Origin of the sequence: uncultured Campylobacter sp. (assembly GCF_937997535.1) — a bacterium.
In the GTDB taxonomy this organism is placed as follows: Bacteria; Campylobacterota; Campylobacteria; order Campylobacterales; family Campylobacteraceae; genus Campylobacter_B.
Genome location: NZ_CALKTT010000016.1, coordinates 15038 through 28780 on the forward strand (window position 1 = coordinate 15038; position 13743 = coordinate 28780).

The following is a 13743-nucleotide window of genomic DNA, read 5'->3' on the forward strand; positions in this document are numbered from 1 at the left end:
GTATATTGTGAAAAATTTAAGGTAAAAGATGAAATTTAACGATATTGATTTATCAAACTGGCACGAAAGCGATGTGTGGACGGATGATTTGTGGCTAATCCAAAGCCGCGAAAAAAGCGGAAAACACGAAAATATCTATCATGGAAATTTCGTGCCGCAAGTAGCGTATCAGTTGATTTCTCGTTATACTAAAAAAGGCGAAACGGTTCTGGATCCGTTTTGCGGTAGTGGAACAAGTCTTTTTGAATGCGAAAAGTTAGGACGAAAATTCATCGGACTTGATATAAATGAGCAAATTTTAAACTATGTAAAGGCTAAAATGGGCGGTAGTTCGCAAGATTTTTTTGCTTTAAATTTATGCGACAATACCAATACCTCAGCTAAAATCTGCATACAAAATTCGCTTGATTTCTTAGGGCAAAAGCAAGTAGCATTCGCGATTTTTCATCCGCCGTATCATGATATTGTCAGATTTACCCAAAATTCGGTGGACTTATCAAACTGCAAAAGCATAGATGAGTTTTTGATTGGATTTAGGAAAAGTTGCGAAAATTCTTTAAATTTTCTAGCTAAAGATAGATACTTTGCCGTTGTTATTGGCGATATTTACAAAAATAGCGAGGTTGTACCGCTATCGTTTTTATGCCTTGATATGATAAAAAGAAATTTTAAAACTAGACTAAAAGGCGTAATCGTAAAAAATATCGAGGGTAATCGCGGAAAACTCGGAGCGGGCGGAATTTGGCGGTATCGTGCATTAAAAAATGACTATTATATTTTTAAGCATGAGTATATTTTGATTTTTAAAAAGGAGTTTTGATGAGTAAAACTACTAAAACAGAGCTTTTCTTAGAACTTGCAAGGCCAAATAAAAATGGTGTTTCTAGATGGGTGAGCGTAGGCGAGTTCATAGGAATTTATAAAGAATTGCAGCTTGGAAATGGCGGTAGCTGGTGTAGGGCGAATTCAACATTAGCTAAAAATTATATCGTTGAATTTGATAAAAGTCAAACAAGAGGTAACTCAATTGATGCTATTAGATTAAATGGGCTAAATTTAGCCCAAAATTTTAATCAAAATATTAGGCAAGATATAAAGAATTTTTACAAGACAAGAAATTGCGTGATGCTAGGTATAAATGGCACTAGCGAAAATACAAAAATAGAGATAGACCACAAAGACGGCAGAAAAAACGATTGGCGAGTAAGCGATACCGCTACGCAAAGATTAGATGATTTTCAGCCACTTTGTAAAGCTGCAAATGATATAAAGCGTCAAATTTGTAAAAAGTGTAGAGAAACAAATAAACGTTGGAGGGCTAAAAATTTGCTTGGTAATCCTTATGACTTTTATGCGGGAAGTGAAGATTATACGGATGATCTAGGTTGTGTAGGCTGTTATCAGTATGATCCAGTGGCATATCGTAAAGAGTGTGTGAGAAAAATCGCAGATGAAGCAGCCAGGCATACTAGTGAGTTTATTTTTGCCAAGCTATATCAAGATGAGCAATGAACTATATTGGCTCAAAATTTTCATTGCTCGGTTTTTTGGATGAGAGTATAAGCTCGGTCGTGGGTGGCGATTTATCGAATTTAACGTTTTGCGATATGTTCGCAGGTACGGGCGTAGTCGGTGCATATTTTAAAAATTGTGTTAAAAAGTTAATCGCAAACGATATAGAGCCTTATAGCTACGCTTTAAATAACCACTATATAAAAAATAACTTAGACGAAAACAACTTAGAAAATTTAGTGAATAAATACGCTAATTTAGCACCTAAAAAAGGTAAAATTTTTGAATTTTATGCACCTGGCGGCGGCAATGGACGACAATATTTTAGTGATGAAAACGCATGCAGAATCGATGCAATTAGACAAGGAATTTCAGAGCTTAAGCCTGACTCAAATGAGTATTTCGCTATGATTGCGAGCTTGCTTGAAAGCGCCGATATGGTGGCGAATACGGCGTCCGTTTACGGTGCATTTTTAAAAATTTTTAAAAAAACGGCCATAAAACCTCTAAATTTTAGTTTGGCAAAATTTACGCCACCATTGCGGCAAAATGAAGTGTATATGGCAGATGCAAATAAACTAATCGAGAAAATTTCTGGTGATATTTTATATCTTGACCCGCCGTATAATCATCGCGAATACGGAGCAAATTACCATTTGCTAAATACGATTACGCTATACGATGACTTTACGCCGCGCGGTAAAACGGGACTAAGAGAGTATCAAAAATCACTTTGGTGCAAAAAGCGAACGGCGATTATGGTATTTGAGGATTTGATCAAAAAAGCAAATTTTAAATATATTTTTTTAAGCTACAACAATGAAGGTCTTATGAGCGATGTGCAGATTCGAGAAATTTTAAGCAGATATGGCAGATATGATTTAGTAAAGAGGCAGTACCAAAGGTTTCGTGCCGATAAGGAGCAAAACCGCAATCATAAGGCAAACTCTACTCTAGAATATCTGCACATTTTAGAGAAATTTTAAAATTTTAGGACGACAGGGTTTTATAAGTTCGGTAAATTTTAATAGTAGAATTCTGCCTCCAAGGGGAATTTGTATGAAATTTTACTTACTCTAAAATTTTAAAGACTAGGCAAAGTTAAAAAATTTTTATGTTTTTATAAAAATTTAGCGAGCTTTATAAATTATAATTTCCATTCACGATAGGTGAAAAGCCTAGAATTTTACTTGCCGCAAGCTCAAAATCGAAATTTTAAAATTACAAGCTTACGGTTTTGGGCTTATAAATCCAAAAAATCCTTACCGAGTAAAATTCTAGACAAAGAATATCAAGCTCGCGCTAGCGCAAATTTTTCAAGTTTACGTAAATTATGCGCCGCCTATTTTTTAGATTTTTCTAGCGCGGCGGCAAGGTCCGCTATGAGATCGTCCGCGTTTTCGATGCCTATGGCTAGGCGCAGCAAATTTTGACTGATGCCGATGCGCTCTTGCAGCTCGCGCGGATAGCTCTCGTGCGTCATCGACGCGGGGTGGCAGATCAGGCTCTCTACGCCGCCTAGGCTCACGGCTAGATCAAATAGCTCAAGGCTGCGCGCAAAGGTTTTATAGTCGTATTGCGGCTTAAGCACCAGCGAGATGACCGCTCCGATACCGCTAGCTTGGCGATCTTGTATCTCTTTTTCGTTAGCCGAATGCGAGCCTGCAAAATTTACTGCCTCTACCGCAGGATTGCCGCGTAAAAATTCTATTATCTTTAGTGTATTTTCGCTCTGACGGTCGAAGCGCACGCTTAGCGTTTTAAGTCCGCGTATTAGCGAATACGCGTCGGTAGGCGAGAGCGTAGCGCCCAGAGTGTTTTTCATAAACTGAATTCTTGCGGCAAGCTCGTCGTCATTCGTCGTAACGATGCCGGCGATCAGATCGGCATGCCCGCCTATGTATTTGGTCGCGCTATAAACCACGACGTCTGCGCCGTGCTCTAGCGGGCGCTGATAATATGGGGTCAAAAAGGTATTATCCATAACCACAAGCGCGCCGTTTTTATGCGCGAGCTCGCTGATGCGCTCAATATCGGTTACGCGCAAAAGCGGATTTGATGGCGTCTCGATGAAGACCATTTTGACGTCGCTTGGAATTTCGGTGATCAAATTTAGATCATCCACCAAGTCGTAATTGATCCCTTGATTTTTAAAAATCCCGCTTACGTAGCGATAGGTGCCGCCGTAGACGTTGTTGTTTAACAGCACGCGATCGCCGCTTTTAAGCAGCGCGAATGCAGCGCTCGTAGCCGCCATACCCGAGGCTAGCGCGAAGGCGTATTTGCTACCTTCAAATTTTGCGAAAAGTTCCTCGAAGGCGTTGCGCGTAGGATTTGCGCCGCGCGAGTAGGCGTATTTGCCGAAATCATCCAGGCTTTCTTGCACGAAGGTGCTGGCTAGATATATCGGCGGAATCACCGCGTTGTGGGGGTTGGACTTGGCCTCTATGCCCTTTACGATTAGGGTATCTACTTTCATCTTTTCTCCTTGAAATTTAATGGATTTAAAAGCTCATCGCTCCGATAAATTTAGCTATGCGCTCGTCGCTGCTACCGAAGAATTCCTCTGCGTCGCCGTCAAATGCGATAACTCCGCCGTCTAAGAATAAAATTCTATCTGCGATCTTGCGCGCAAAGCCCATATTGTGCGTGACGATGATGAGCGAGCGATCCTCTGCGGAAAGCTCGGCGATAGTCTTTAGCACCTGCGCCTCAAGCTCGGGATCAAGCGCGCTCGTAGGCTCATCCAGCAGCAAAAACTCAGGCTGCATCGCAAGCGCCCGCGCGATCGCCACGCGCTGGCTCTGACCGCCGGAGAGGCGAGCCGGATACGCGCCAGCTTTATCCGCCATGCCGACCTTTTTTAGCAGCGCCATTGCATTTGCCTCGGCAAGCTCGCGTGGCTGCTTTAGCACGTGTACGGGTGCTTCGATGACGTTTTGCAAGACGTTGAGGTGCGGAAAGAGATTGAAGCTTTGAAAAACCATGCCCGTATGCGCGCGGAATGGATGATACTCGCTTGTTTTATGCGGAGCGTCGAAATTTATCTTAAATTCGCCTAGCTGTAGCTCGCCGCCGCTTGGAATTTCGAGCAGATTTATGCAGCGCAGCATCGTGGATTTGCCGGAGCCGGAGCTTCCTAAGATCACTGTCGTTTGCCCGTCGCGAAATTCTAAGCTTAGCCCATTTAGCACGACGTGATCGCCAAAGCGCTTAGTTAAGTTCGTAAATTTTATCATCACACGAACCTTGAAAATCGTCGCTCTAGCTTGGATTGTAAGAACGTAAGAAGGGTGCAGACTGCTAGATAAAATAGCGCCGCCAGCACGTATAACGTGAGCGGATCGAATGCCCGCGCAGCAATACGTTGAGCGACCATAAACATATCGACCATCGTAATCGAGGCTACGAGCGAAGTGTCTTTAAGCGTAGAGATAAATATATTTGATAGCGGCGGCAGCGATATGCGCGCTGCTTGCGGAGCGATAATGCGGCGCAGAATTTGAGCGTAGCTCATGCCTAAAGAGGTAGCCGCCTCCCATTGCCCCTTTGGCACTGATAGGATCGCAGCTCGCACCGCCTCTGAAGCGTAAGCGCCGATATTGAGGCTAAAGGTAATGATCGCAGCAGCCCAAACATCAAGCGTGATCCCAACGATTGGAAGTCCGAAATAGACGATAAAAAGCTGCACCAAAAGCGGAGTGCCGCGAAAAATCCAAATATAAATTTCGCTTAGCTGCTTTAAAATTTTAAAATTTGCGATGCGTGCGACCGCCGTCAGCACCGCAAGCACGAGCCCGAGCAGAAATGAGATTATCGTAAGCGGGATCGTAACTTGCAGCAGGGCTAGCGCCATCGGCTCTAGCGAGCTGCTAACAAGCTCTAGAATTCTGCTTGTTTCGTTCATTCACTCACATCTTTGCCGAAATATTTAAGCGAAATTTCTTTTAGCTTGCCTTCGGCTTTGAGTTCGTTTAAGGCTTTGCTGATTTGATCTGCGAGCTCTTTATTGCCCTTCTGCACGATCGCAGCGCTATAATCGGCGTCTTTTAGCTTTGCGGCGATTTTAATCGGAGCGTTCGGGCGCTGCTTTAAAAAGTCGTAAAATACGGTATTATCGCGCACGACGGTATCTACGCGGCGAGCGATCAGCAACTCCATACTTTTGGCGAAACTATCTACAGTTACGTTTTGCGCGCCGTATTTTTTAGCGACTTGCGCCCAGTTGCTGGTAGCGGAGTCTGCATTTTTCTTGCCTTTTAAATCCTCGAAGCTTTTAATGTCGTTGTTATCTTTATGCACGATAATAGCTCCGTAAACGACGGTGTAGGGCACAGAATACTCATATTTTTTCTTGCGCTCATCAGTAATGCTTACTTGATTAAACACAGCGTCTGCCTTGCCTGCATCAAATGCCGCAAGCATCGCATCCCAAGGCGCGGTTAGAAATTCTATTTTTAGACCAAGTTTTTCGGCGACTGCGCGCGCGACATCTACGTCGTATCCTACGAGCTCATTTTTGTCGTTATAATACGAAAATGGCGAAAAGGTGCCTTCCGTAGCTACTTTAAGCGTACCTTCGCGTAGTGTTTTAGAGTTCGCGCCGCATATTAAAAGCGCGCACGCAAGCAAAGTTTTTATTAAATTTTTCATAATTCCTCCAAAATTTTATGAGCGAAATTTAAAATGCAAAATTCCGCTCAGCTAAGTTTAAAATTCCACGCTTCAACTAAGCGGTCGTAGAATTTATTCCGTAATGTCTTTGCCAAAATATTTAAGTGAAATTTCTTTCAGCACGCCTTTTTGCTTTAGCGATTTTAGCGCGGAATTTATCTGCGCCGTCAGCTCGTCGTCCTTTTTAAGCAGCACGGCGGAATAGATCGGCTCATTGCCTTGAGCTGCGATCTTTAGCGGGGCGTTCGGGCGCTGCTTCATATAGTCGAAAAATGTGATGTTATCGTTGATCGTAGCGTCTACGCGACGAGCTATGATAAGCTCCACACCCTTGCTAAATCCGTCTGCTGTGACGATCTCAGCGCCATAGCTACGCGCCATGTCTGCCCAGTTACTGGTAGCGGAGTGGACGCTTTTTTTGCCTTTAAGATCCGCAAAACTCTTAATCTCCTCGTTATCAGCTCGCACTACTAGTGCAGCATAAGCCACGGTATAAGGCTCGCTAAAATTATATTTTTTCTTGCGCTCCTGCGTGATGCTTACTTGATTCATCGCTATGTCCGCTTTGCCTGCGTCAAATGCCGCGAGCATCGCATCCCACGGCGCGGTTAAAAATTCCGCCTTTAGCCCTAGCTCTTTTGCCAGTGCGCGAGCGATATCGACATCAAAGCCGGTAAGATTATTTTTCTCGTCATAGAAAGAATACGGTGAGTAAGTCCCCTCCGTGGCTATTACGAGCGTGCCCTCTTTGAGCGTCTTAGCGCTTATGGTAGCGGTGATCAGCGCTGTTGCGAGCAGGGCTTTAAATATTTTCATTACATCTCCTTGAAATTTAGCTATCGCTCGCGCTGCGAGCAGATGCGCGATTATATCGTGCGGAATATATAATTTTTATTAAAAATTCTAAATTTTAGTAAGACGTGATACAAAATTTCGCCTGCATGACAAAACTTTAGCGTCATATATTTTTAAAATTTTGACAGAGGTGATTTATAAAATTTCAAGTTTATTAGGTAAAAGTATCGCAGGTTAAATTTAGCCTGCGATACGAAATAAAATTTGCAAGTATTTCGAGGCGATTTTTGGGGTTGCGCGGCTAAAATTTTGCGCAAGCTAGACTTCTGCTTGCAGTTGCGAGCGCAAGAGAAGCAAAATTTCTCTCAAAAGCGCTCGCAAAATGGGCCTTTTGAAAAAGACGAGCCGCTAACGAATTTGCCCGTCTCCGCGGACGACGTATTTATAGGTCGTGAGCTCCCTCACCCCCATCGGCCCTCTGGCGTGCAGCTTTTGCGTGCTGATGCCGATCTCGCCGCCAAATCCAAACTCGCTGCCGTCGCTAAAACGAGTCGAGGCGTTGGCGTAGACGACTGCGCTGCCAACTTCGTTTAAAAACCGCTCGATGTTTGCGTAGTTTTCGCTTAAAATCGCGTCCGAATGGCCGCTAGAATGCGCATTTATAAAGCTGATCGCCTCATCCGCATCCCGCACGGCGCGCACAGCCAAAACGAGATCCAAAAACTCGGCGCCAAAGTCGCTCTCGCTGGCAGGCTTGACGTTTTTAGCGCCTCGCAGCTCCGACTCGCACGCATTAAAAAGCTCCGAACTCACGCGAAACTCGACCTCTGGCATTTCGCGCACAAGCTCAGGCAAAATTTCGCCCGCCACGCGCTCATGCAAAAGCACGCACTCAACGGCGTTACAGACGCTTGGACGCTGGGTTTTGGCGTTTTTGATTATCTTTGCCGCCTCGCTCAAATTTGCGCTCTCATCGACAAAGATGTGGCAAACTCCCTCACCCGTCATGATGATCGGTACGGTCGCGTTTTGCGCGATAAAATCTTTTAAGCTCTTGCCGCCGCGCGGTATCAAAACGTCGATATACTCGCTCATTTTCGCCATGTGCGCTACGACTTCGCGTTCGGCGCTCTCCACGAGCTGCACTGCACCTGTCGGTAAGCCGAATTTCGCCCCCGCCTCGTTAAATAAATTTACTAAAAAGATGTTTGAATTTAGCGCACTAGCACTGCCTCGCAGGATCGCTGCATTGCCGCTTTTTAGCGCCAGAGCCGCCGCGTCGATGCTGACGTTTGGACGGCTCTCATAGATGATACCAAGCACCCCCAGCGGCACGCGCACGCGGCTGATTTGCATGCCGTTTGGATGGCTCCAGCCGCCTAGATTCTCGCCCACGACTTCGGCGAAGCCCGCCACCTCGCGCACGCCCTGCGCCATAGCCTCGATGCGGGCGTCAGTTAGCCTTAGACGGTCAAGCATCGCTGCGCGGAGGCCCGATTCCTCGCCGTTTGTAAGGTCTTTGGCGTTTGCCGCTTTTATCGCATCCTTTTGCGCGAGCAGCTCGTCCGCCACGGTGTTTAAAATTTCAAATTTAGCCCTACTGTCAAGTCTTAAAAGCTCGCCGCAAGCGGCCTTTGCGCGCTTACAAATCTCTAAAATTTCGTTCATTTTCGCTCCTTAATCTATAAAACAAATCACACGCTTTGTATCAAAATTCTGCGAACAGCACCTATATCGCGTCTAAAATTCCTGCGCGTCTTATTTTTATCCGCACGGCGGTTTAAATTTAGCGCGCTTTGGGTCATTTTATTTCGGATTTTCTTATGTCAAAATTTCGCTTACTCGCCGGGCATTATGCCCAACCTTCTCATTCCAATTTGCGCATAGCACTTTTACGTAATCCGCCGGCTCCTATCCGCACAGTTCAAGAACGTCTAGCTCGCCGTTTTTATCGGCGTCCGATTCGTCAAATTTCGCCGTCCACGCCGCGCCTGCCAAAAGTAGCGCAAAAAATATAATCTTTTTCATCTACGCCCTCCGTTTAAAATTTAAACGCGCGAACACGGCTAAAATTTCATTGCAGCGCGATATTATCCGCATGTATCGCGTCATCGTCGCTTTTGTAGCCTAAAGCATGCTCTATCTCATCGCTTTTTGCGCCCGCTATGCGCTCAAGCTCGCAGCTTGAATAGTTGCTAATGCCGTGCGCCAGCAGCTTGCCGTCCGCCATGCAGAGGCTTACGATCTCGCCGCGCTCAAACTCGCCGCGCACCTCGGTAATACCTACTGCAAGCAGGCTTTTGCCCGATTTTATCGCCTCTGCCGCCCCCGCGTCGATAATCACCGCGCCTTTGCTGATCGCGCCGTATGCGAGCCAATATTTACGCGAGCTAAGCCGCGCCGTGCCCGCGCTAAAGAGGGTGCCGACCTCCTCGCCTGCCGCTATTTTAAGCAAAATTCCGTCCGTACGCCCGTTTGCGATGATCAGGCTCGTGCCGATCTGATTTGCCATTTGCGCCGCCGCGATCTTGGTCGCCATGCCGCCTGTGCCGAATTTACTGCCCTCGCCGCCTGCCATTTTGACGACGCGCTCGTCGATTTTTTCAATAAAGTTTAAAAGTTTTGCGTCCGCGTGCTCGCTCGGATTTTTGTCGTACAGCCCGTCTATGTCGCTTAAAATCACGAGCAGATCAGCATCGATTAGCCCCGCTACTAGCGCGCTTAGCGTGTCGTTATCGCCCACTTTGAGTTCATCTGCTACGACGGGATCGTTTTCGTTTATGATCGGTACGATGCCGCGCGAGAGCAGCTCCGCGCAGACATTTCGCACGCTAAGATAGCGCGCCCTGTCGCTAAAATCGCCTCGGCTTAACAGCAGCTGCGCGATAATGCGGTCATGCGCCCAAAACAGCCGCTCGTAAATATGCATCAGCGCAACCTGCCCGACCGCCGCTAAAGCTTGCTTGCGGCTTAAAATTTTGGGTCTTTGCGCGATACCTAGCAGCCCCATACCCGCGCCCACGGCGCCCGAGCTTATCAAAGCCACGCAAAAGCCCGCATCTTTTAGCTTGCAAATTTGCGCGACTAGACTTTTGATGAGCCGCTCATTTAGCGAACCGTCCGCATTGGTAAGCGTTGAGGTACCGATTTTTACGACGATACGTTTTGCGCCGCCCAGAAGCTCTTTTCTACCCATTTTCCGCTCCGAAATTTTTGAAAATTATATCGAAAACGGCTTATTTTAAATTTTATGTTTTGAGCTGAGTAGATGCGAGCTTTTGGTTTAAATTTATTCCCGAGTAATTCTAATAAAGCGTAGAGATAGTCCGTCTACGAAGATCGTAACGGGAGATAAACTCCCGTTATCGCGCGAAATTTTACTGACTTAAAATTTACCGGATCCTTGCTAAAGCGCGGCGTTGAGGTTTAGCTGCATCTCCACGTCGTCGCTAACGAGCAAAATTTTCTTCATTTTAGCCTACTTTTTGGTGGCATTGCCTTCTTTATTTTCTACTTTCGGCCCCACATAATCCTCCCCGAAATATGCCTTCTTTATCTCTTCTTTTTTGATTGCGGCTTTCTTTTCGTAGATTTTGTATTCAGGCTTCCAGTAGTTTAGCATATTGTTTAGCCCGCTGTGGCCTACCTCGGCATGACAGCTAGCGCAGGCTAGTTGCTTATCGGTATTTAGCAAGCTTTGATAGTGAGCGTGCATCTTTTGAGCCTGGGCTGAGGTTAGCTTATTATCTACCAAATTCGTATGACAGCTAACGCAACCGTTATCAAATACGAAGTGCTCTCTTTTCTCTCTATTTTTATGCCAGTCTATAGCCTCAGGATCTTTAAAGAAATGAACGTATCCCTCCATTAGTCCGTTTTTAGCTTTAGTTAAAACGTATTTGGCTAGATTGTCGTGAGGTATGTGGCAGTCTACGCATTTAGCCCTTACTCCGCTTTTGCCTTTGCCGCTGTGAACGTCGTTGCTATAAGCTATAACCATAGGATCCATCTCGTGGCACACTACGCAAAACTTCTCTCCGCTAGTTTCTTCTAGGGCGTAATGCACGGGAAGTACGACTAAAAATCCTATAATGCCGCTTACTAGTATAATAAGCGCTAGTATTTTCTTTGAAATTTTCATGGCGTTACCCCCATCCATTGCGGAACTTCGTGTTCGTGGCACTCCGTGCACATATTGGTTGATTTTTTATGCTCGTTGTGGCACTCGTCGCAGTATAGCGTAGGGCCGTCGTGAACCGAGTTGTGGGGATTTGCTTTTAGCAGATCCATATATTCTAGTCTTTTAGCTATCTTTTTCTTGTCGCCGTGACAGGATATACAGCCTTTATCGCCGATAGATTTAAATTTACTAGCGTCGTTTCCTTGTCCTTCGTGACAATCAAGACAGGTGAAGCTTAGCTTTTCGTGGTGAGGTTTTAAAGGGTGTTTGGCTCGCAGCTCGTCGGTGACGTTAAGATCTACTAAAGACGCTATCTGTGCGCTTGGTGCACCTGCGCTAAATGCAAAAGAGCATAGTAGCATAGATACGCACAAGGCGAGAAACGCTTTATGTTTCATGCGAATTCCTTTCGGATGTCAAATTTACAAATTTAACTGCAAATTTGGCTTCAAATTTAAAAAGATCGCAGGCTGAATTCTCGAATTTAGTCTTAAATTTGACCTGCGATACTAAATAATATTTGCAAGTATTTCGAGGCGATTTTTGGGGTTGCGCGGCTAAAATTTTGCGCAGGCTAGACGAAATAGTCTGCCAAGCAAAATTTTAGCAAGCTCCGCAAAAAGCGTCCGAAAGACGCCTCAAATTAGCCTATATTCTCTCCGGCAATCATACCAAACGTTAAGCAGTCAGCTATCGCCACGCTACCTAAGCGGCTGGCTCCGTGTACGCCGCCCGTGATCTCGCCTGCGGCAAATAATCTTGGGATAGGCATCTCGGTTTGTAAAGAGATGACCTGAGCTTTGGTATTGATATCGATACCGCCCATAGTATGGTGAAGTTTTGGCGTACCGCGCATAGCGTAGAAAGGCGGTTTAGAAATATCTACGCCGTTTGTAGTTGTTTTATCCATTGGTTTGCCAAAGTCTTCGTCTTTGCCTGATTTAACGAAGCTATTATATCTCTCGACGGTCTTTTTTAGCTCTGCAGCAGGGATTTTATAAGCCGCCGCTAGTTCGTCTAAGGTTTCAAATTTCTTTAGTACGCCAGATTCCAGCGGTTTAGTGTAGTGTTCAGGTATGACCATATTTTTTACGCCCTCAGAGTCGCAGAAGTTGATAGGATAGATATCGGCTTTTGCGTCGATTACTTTAAACATAGCTTGAGAGCGGGTGCGGCGGTCTGCTAGCTCGTTCATATAGCGTTTGCCGGTTCTTGGATCGACTGAAATTCCGTAGCGGAAGCTTCCGTTTACGTTAAACATAGAGCCTACGCCAAAGCCTTTTTCATCAGGGCATGCCCATGGGCCGAATTGTATCCAGCTTAGCTGAACAGGGGTAGCGCCGATCCTAAATGCCTCTTTCATAGCGCCTGCGGTAGCGCCCGGGTGGTTGGTGCTATCTGTGCTAGGTAGGATAGATGGATCTTGGACCTGTCTAAAGAATACGTCGCGGCAGAATCCGCCCGCAGCTAGTACTACGCCTTTTTTAGCTTTTATCGTCTTTTTAGTTCCGGTAGTGTTTTCGGCGTCGTCTTTTTGGCTCTTTGGATCAAATTTATAATCCTCTCTGATGATCACGCCGTCTACGCCGCCGTCTTCGCCAAGGACAAATTCGTCAAATTTAGCTCTTTGTCTTAGCTCGCAGCCTTGTAGGTTTTTAAAGTATTCTACCATCGGCTGAACGATGCCAGATCCCGAGCCGTTAGCGGTTTGAAGCGATCTAGGTACGCTGTGTCCGCCTGCGTGAGTAACTTTATCTATGTATTTAGCGCCGCATTTTAGAGTTAGTTTATATGCGTCTTGAGCGCGAGTAGCGATGGTGTCGATGAGATCTACGTGATTTAGGCCGCGGCCCGCTTTTAGACAGTCTTTGATAAATAGCTCGTTGCTATCTTTGATGCCTTCGGCTTTTTGTTTGTCGCTGTTTGGAACTGCGAAAATTCCGCCGTTGATAACTGAGTTACCGCCGACGCGTCCCATCTTTTCTAGGATTAGGACTTTGTTGCCCTTTTCGGCTGCGGTGATACCAGCTGCAAGTCCTGCAAAGCCGGAACCGACGATAACTACGTCCCACTCCTCGTCAAATTTGACGTCTTTAGCGTTAACCGCGGCATTTGCGTTTACGGAGCCGAGCGCTAAAGCACCCGCGCCAACTAGGCTCATTTTGAGCAGATCACGTCTTGAAACGTTTTCCATGATGTCTCCTTTATTTTACCGTTATACGGTTTTTTTCAGATGCCTAATTTTGGAGTTATTGTACCAAAAGTTAAATAAAAGCAAAATAATATTATTTAAAAATTGTTTTTAAATTTTAAAAAACCGCCGCCGCTAAAAAGCCGCTTATCGGCTGCCTACTAGCTCTAAATTTAGACAAATTTTAAATTTAAATCTCTACATAAAATTTTGTGCGCTATGAGAGTGTGTATCCTGTGCCGGATAAAAGACCCGCAAAAGCAGGTCTTCATTTCTCGCAAAGCTTGCCGCATGCGTCGGCGCGGCATCTGCTGCAGTGAGTCATTTGGTGAATGTAGCCGCCGATTAGCTTTCGCATGCTGCGAATTTCTTCGTTTGATGGCGATTTGAT

Annotated in this window: 13 protein-coding genes; 3 read left to right on the plus strand and 10 right to left on the minus strand. The window is 45.6% G+C overall.

The features are described 5' to 3' along the window. The first annotated feature begins 28 nt into the window (after positions 1–28). From Q0117_RS02190 to Q0117_RS02200, 3 genes are read left to right on the plus strand one after another with little or no spacing between them, the layout of a single operon-like run. Positions 29–820 carry a DNA methyltransferase gene (locus Q0117_RS02190; protein ID WP_297921906.1) on the plus strand — a complete coding sequence of 264 codons (792 nt, stop codon included), beginning with the start codon at positions 29–31 and terminating at the stop codon, positions 818–820. Beyond that, positions 820–1512, plus strand: a complete 693-nt coding sequence (locus Q0117_RS02195; protein ID WP_297921908.1) for a restriction endonuclease — start codon at positions 820–822, stop codon at positions 1510–1512. Before Q0117_RS02190 ends, Q0117_RS02195 begins: the two co-directional genes overlap by 1 nt. Beyond that, positions 1509–2498 (plus strand): DNA adenine methylase, encoded by a 990-nt coding sequence (locus Q0117_RS02200; protein WP_297921911.1) that lies wholly within the window; start codon positions 1509–1511, stop codon positions 2496–2498. Before Q0117_RS02195 ends, Q0117_RS02200 begins: the two co-directional genes overlap by 4 nt. A 356-nt stretch (positions 2499–2854) precedes the next feature. On the opposite strand, the gene Q0117_RS02205 is transcribed toward Q0117_RS02200, so the two are convergent. The 10 genes from Q0117_RS02205 to Q0117_RS02250 all read right to left on the minus strand — a co-directional run bounded on the left by Q0117_RS02205 (position 2855) and on the right by Q0117_RS02250 (position 13355). Beyond that, on the minus strand, positions 2855–3991 hold the full coding sequence (locus tag Q0117_RS02205) for a PLP-dependent aspartate aminotransferase family protein (RefSeq protein ID WP_297921914.1): 1137 nt from the start codon (positions 3989–3991) through the stop codon (positions 2855–2857). A 25-nt stretch (positions 3992–4016) separates the two neighbouring features. Then, entirely contained in the window at positions 4017–4751 is a 735-nt protein-coding gene (locus Q0117_RS02210) for an amino acid ABC transporter ATP-binding protein (RefSeq protein WP_297921918.1), read from the minus strand. Continuing rightward, positions 4751–5419, minus strand: coding sequence for an amino acid ABC transporter permease (locus Q0117_RS02215; RefSeq protein ID WP_005871287.1), 669 nt, complete (start codon positions 5417–5419; stop codon positions 4751–4753). Before Q0117_RS02215 ends, Q0117_RS02210 begins: the two co-directional genes overlap by 1 nt. Beyond that, positions 5416–6165, minus strand: a complete 750-nt coding sequence (locus tag Q0117_RS02220; RefSeq protein ID WP_297921920.1) for an amino acid ABC transporter substrate-binding protein — start codon at positions 6163–6165, stop codon at positions 5416–5418. Before Q0117_RS02220 ends, Q0117_RS02215 begins: the two co-directional genes overlap by 4 nt. 93 nt (positions 6166–6258) lie before the next feature. Further along, complete coding sequence (locus Q0117_RS02225) at positions 6259–7002, minus strand: amino acid ABC transporter substrate-binding protein (protein ID WP_297921923.1); 744 nt, start codon at positions 7000–7002, stop codon at positions 6259–6261. Between the two features lie 387 nt (positions 7003–7389). Further along, entirely contained in the window at positions 7390–8649 is a 1260-nt protein-coding gene (locus Q0117_RS02230; protein ID WP_297921926.1) for a glutamate-5-semialdehyde dehydrogenase, read from the minus strand. Positions 8650–9055: 406 nt separating this feature from the next. After that, positions 9056–10177 (minus strand): glutamate 5-kinase, encoded by a 1122-nt coding sequence (gene proB / locus Q0117_RS02235; RefSeq protein WP_297921929.1) that lies wholly within the window; start codon positions 10175–10177, stop codon positions 9056–9058. Positions 10178–10459: 282 nt separating this feature from the next. Beyond that, on the minus strand, positions 10460–11122 hold the full coding sequence (locus Q0117_RS02240; RefSeq protein WP_297921939.1) for a NapC/NirT family cytochrome c: 663 nt from the start codon (positions 11120–11122) through the stop codon (positions 10460–10462). Next, a complete protein-coding gene (locus Q0117_RS02245) occupies positions 11119–11559 on the minus strand; it encodes a cytochrome c3 family protein (protein ID WP_297921932.1) in 441 nt (146 codons plus the stop codon). Before Q0117_RS02245 ends, Q0117_RS02240 begins: the two co-directional genes overlap by 4 nt. A 245-nt stretch (positions 11560–11804) precedes the next feature. Further along, a complete protein-coding gene (locus Q0117_RS02250; RefSeq protein WP_297921936.1) occupies positions 11805–13355 on the minus strand; it encodes a flavocytochrome c in 1551 nt (516 codons plus the stop codon). Between the last annotated feature and the right edge of the window lie 388 nt (positions 13356–13743).

Excerpts from the sequence above, each read along its gene's own strand:
- Q0117_RS02220 (WP_297921920.1), bottom strand. The coding sequence starts at position 6,165 with ATGAAAAATTTAATAAAAACTTTGCTTGCGTGCGCGCTTTTAATATGC.
- Q0117_RS02205 (WP_297921914.1), bottom strand. The coding sequence starts at position 3,991 with ATGAAAGTAGATACCCTAATCGTAAAGGGCATAGAGGCCAAGTCCAAC.
- Q0117_RS02250 (WP_297921936.1), bottom strand. The coding sequence starts at position 13,355 with ATGGAAAACGTTTCAAGACGTGATCTGCTCAAAATGAGCCTAGTTGGC.
- proB (WP_297921929.1), bottom strand. The coding sequence starts at position 10,177 with ATGGGTAGAAAAGAGCTTCTGGGCGGCGCAAAACGTATCGTCGTAAAA.
- Q0117_RS02230 (WP_297921926.1), bottom strand. The coding sequence starts at position 8,649 with ATGAACGAAATTTTAGAGATTTGTAAGCGCGCAAAGGCCGCTTGCGGC.
- Q0117_RS02190 (WP_297921906.1), top strand. The coding sequence starts at position 29 with ATGAAATTTAACGATATTGATTTATCAAACTGGCACGAAAGCGATGTG.
- Q0117_RS02200 (WP_297921911.1), top strand. The coding sequence starts at position 1,509 with ATGAACTATATTGGCTCAAAATTTTCATTGCTCGGTTTTTTGGATGAG.
- Q0117_RS02245 (WP_297921932.1), bottom strand. The coding sequence starts at position 11,559 with ATGAAACATAAAGCGTTTCTCGCCTTGTGCGTATCTATGCTACTATGC.
- Q0117_RS02210 (WP_297921918.1), bottom strand. The coding sequence starts at position 4,751 with ATGATAAAATTTACGAACTTAACTAAGCGCTTTGGCGATCACGTCGTG.
- Q0117_RS02240 (WP_297921939.1), bottom strand. The coding sequence starts at position 11,122 with ATGAAAATTTCAAAGAAAATACTAGCGCTTATTATACTAGTAAGCGGC.
- Q0117_RS02215 (WP_005871287.1), bottom strand. The coding sequence starts at position 5,419 with ATGAACGAAACAAGCAGAATTCTAGAGCTTGTTAGCAGCTCGCTAGAG.
- Q0117_RS02225 (WP_297921923.1), bottom strand. The coding sequence starts at position 7,002 with ATGAAAATATTTAAAGCCCTGCTCGCAACAGCGCTGATCACCGCTACC.
- Q0117_RS02195 (WP_297921908.1), top strand. The coding sequence starts at position 820 with ATGAGTAAAACTACTAAAACAGAGCTTTTCTTAGAACTTGCAAGGCCA.